At 58.7% G+C, this 2,637-nt stretch carries 2 protein-coding genes and 1 tRNA gene; 2 read left to right on the forward strand and 1 reads right to left on the reverse strand.

Translation table 11 applies throughout. The features are described from left to right. The first annotated feature begins 375 nt into the window (after positions 1–375). Complete coding sequence (locus NKI15_RS32085; protein ID WP_198022490.1) at positions 376–801, forward strand: hypothetical protein; 426 nt, start codon at positions 376–378, stop codon at positions 799–801. 519 nt (positions 802–1,320) lie between these two features. Then, positions 1,321–2,508, forward strand: a complete 1,188-nt coding sequence (locus tag NKI15_RS31870; RefSeq protein WP_502898741.1) for a helix-turn-helix domain-containing protein — start codon at positions 1,321–1,323, stop codon at positions 2,506–2,508. A gap of 37 nt (positions 2,509–2,545) precedes the next feature. Here the strand turns inward: NKI15_RS31870 and NKI15_RS31875 are convergent. After that, positions 2,546–2,622 (reverse strand) — tRNA-Met (locus NKI15_RS31875). Positions 2,623–2,637 lie beyond the last annotated feature (15 nt).

Genomic DNA, 2,637 nt, shown 5'->3' on the forward strand with positions numbered 1-2,637 from the left:
AAACTGCTTCGCCGCCAGCGGCGCACCGCCCTCGTTCGTGAGGCGTATATAGTCGCCACCAACCAGAACTGTCAACAGTCATCGACGATGTTTTTTCGATTTCTCGTGGAGATATCCACGGGGCGGAAATTCGTGAGCTGGCTTGGCTGAAATTGTGAGTGGTGTTCCGCTGAGGATCACTCTTCTACCAAGCTCCCACCTCTAGGCGGCGGCAGGTGCGTGCCATCGGCCTGAGAATCGCCTCCTGGCGAGTGTCGATCCCCACGCCAGCCTAAGCAGCGCTTCAGAGCCGGCCTTCCAGCAATTCCGCCGTGATGTTGCGGCCGGCGAAAAAATACCCAGGACCAGACCCGTTCGGCATCGACTGCGAAAGCAATGCTGACGGCACGTCGCCAGCCGATGATCCGCGGACCAGGCATGATCTCGACCCGCTCTGTGCCGCACTGTGGAAAAGTCGACACGCTCAGGCAATGGTCGCGGATGCCGACAACGAAATTCCAAGCGATCGCCGGCGACGCACGGGTCGGCTATGTCGTCATAGAGCTGGTCGAGTTCAGTTTCCGCCTTGGGGTGGAAGACAATGCGGTACTCCATTGCCTATTTGGCTTTCGCCTGCTTCGCGTGATGACGCGCCTCGAGCCGCGAAAAAACTGTCTCGACAGGGATGCCCTTAGTTTAGCCGAATCCTGCCGGAGCTCGGTCAGGCGCGCCGGAACCTCCTCGCGCAACCATCTTTCCCGCTCCGCCTCGAAATCCTCGAGCATACGTAGGCCGGCGCGAACATCTCAGGCATTGTTGTAGCGGCCTGATTCGAGCTGCTTCCTGATGAAGCTCTCATAGTGGTTCGTTCAGAGCGTAGTCGGGCACGGCAACCTCCTGGAAGATTATGGCGCCGATCAAGCCCGGTAGCAATAATAGCAATGATTGGAAGCGCACGATCACGGTTCGTTTTCCAAGATCTGGTGGCGAGAGAATGGTTCGTCGCCTGGTTTTGCAGGATCCAAAGCGTCCGGTCACCATCGCGCCGGCGCGTGGCGGTTGCCGCGCTGACAGAGCCGGGAGCCAACCGGCTTCGCGTGGGCAAAGGTGCCGAATACAAAAGGCCTGCGAGCTGCGGGCGGTTGGGGGTCATGATTTGGCTTTTCTGTCCCACGGTCGGCTTCGCCTGCTTCCGACCCCTGGTGCAGGTTAAAATCGCCATCGATCACGGTCCGAACGCAAAAAGCCCGCGTGAAGCGGGCTTTGCCCTTCCCGAGAGATGGGTGACAGTTCATTCCGGAGACATGGGTTACACTTTCGGCCCTTTGCAAGGAGAGCAAGGTGCCTTGGAAGGAGTGTAACGTCATGGAAGAGCGGCTGAAGTTCATTGCCCGGCTGCTGGACGGCGAGAAGATGGCGGTGCTTTGCCGTGAGTTCGATATCTCGCGCAAGACCGGCTACAAGATCCTCACACGCTACAATGACAGTGGCCTTGAGGGGCTGACGGATCGATCACGCCGACCCTACCGCCACGCCAATCAGCTTCCGTTTCAAATCGAGAAGCTGATTGTGCGCCTCAAGCAAGACAAGCCGACCTGGGGTGCGCCAAAGATACGCGAACGGTTGGCCCGGCTGTATCCTGACGTTCACCGGCCTGCGATCTCGACGGTGCATGCGGTTCTCGACCGCCATGGCCTGGTCGAGCGCCGCAAGCGAAGGCGCAACAGGGCGATGGGAACACCACTTTCAAACGGCTATCGGCCCAACGATCTGTGGTGTGCCGACTACAAAGGCGAGTTCATGCTCGCCGATCGGCGCTATTGCTATCCGCTGACGATCACCGACTTCGCCAGCCGCTATCTCATCGCCTGCGAGGCGTTGTCGACTACCAAGGAAGCCTATGCCTTCACGGTGTTCGAGAGCGTTTTCAAAGAGTTCGGCCTGCCCAGCGCCATCAGGACCGACAATGGCGTTCCCTTTGCCAGCCCAAACGCGCTGTTCAATCTCAGCAAACTGTCGGTCTGGTGGCTGCGCCTGGGCATCGACATCGAGCGCATCCAGCCGGGCTGTCCGCAGCAGAACAGGCGCCATGAGCGCATGCACCTGACTCTCAAGAAGGAAACCACCAAACCGGCTGGCGCCAATTTCCTGCAGCAGCAGGCCAGGTTCGATGACTTCATCGATGAGTTCAACTCAGAACGCCCACATCAGGCGCTCGACATGGCCTGTCCAGCCGAGCGCTACACCCCGTCACCGCGCATCTATACCGGCCTGCCGGATCTCGATTATCCGTTTCACGACAAGGCCGTCACCGTCACCACCTGCGGCCGCATCTGCTACAATCGCAAGAAGATCAACCTCAGCCTCGTCTTTGCCGGCCAGACCGTCGGCATCAAACAGGTCGAGGACCATATCTGGCTGGCTTCCTTCATGGATTATGATTTGGGCTACTTCGATGATGAGACATGCAGGCTCGAACCACTCCAAAACCCCTTCGGGCCAAAAGTGTTACCCATGTCTCCGATATAAACCGTAACCTATGTGTCCGGAATGGACCCTTTTTTGTTGGTTGCGGGGACAGGATTTGAACCTGTGACCTTCAGGTTATGAGCCTGACGAGCTACCGGGCTGCTCCACCCCGCGTCACCTCCAGGGCAA

The sequence above is a fragment of the Mesorhizobium sp. M0862 genome (assembly GCF_040319795.1).
Classification (GTDB): domain Bacteria; phylum Pseudomonadota; class Alphaproteobacteria; order Rhizobiales; family Rhizobiaceae; genus Mesorhizobium.

What these genes read in the sequence shown, in the direction of transcription:
- NKI15_RS32085 (WP_198022490.1), top strand. Translation starts at nt 376, where the DNA reads ATGCTGACGGCACGTCGCCAGCCGATGATCCGCGGACCAGGCATGATC.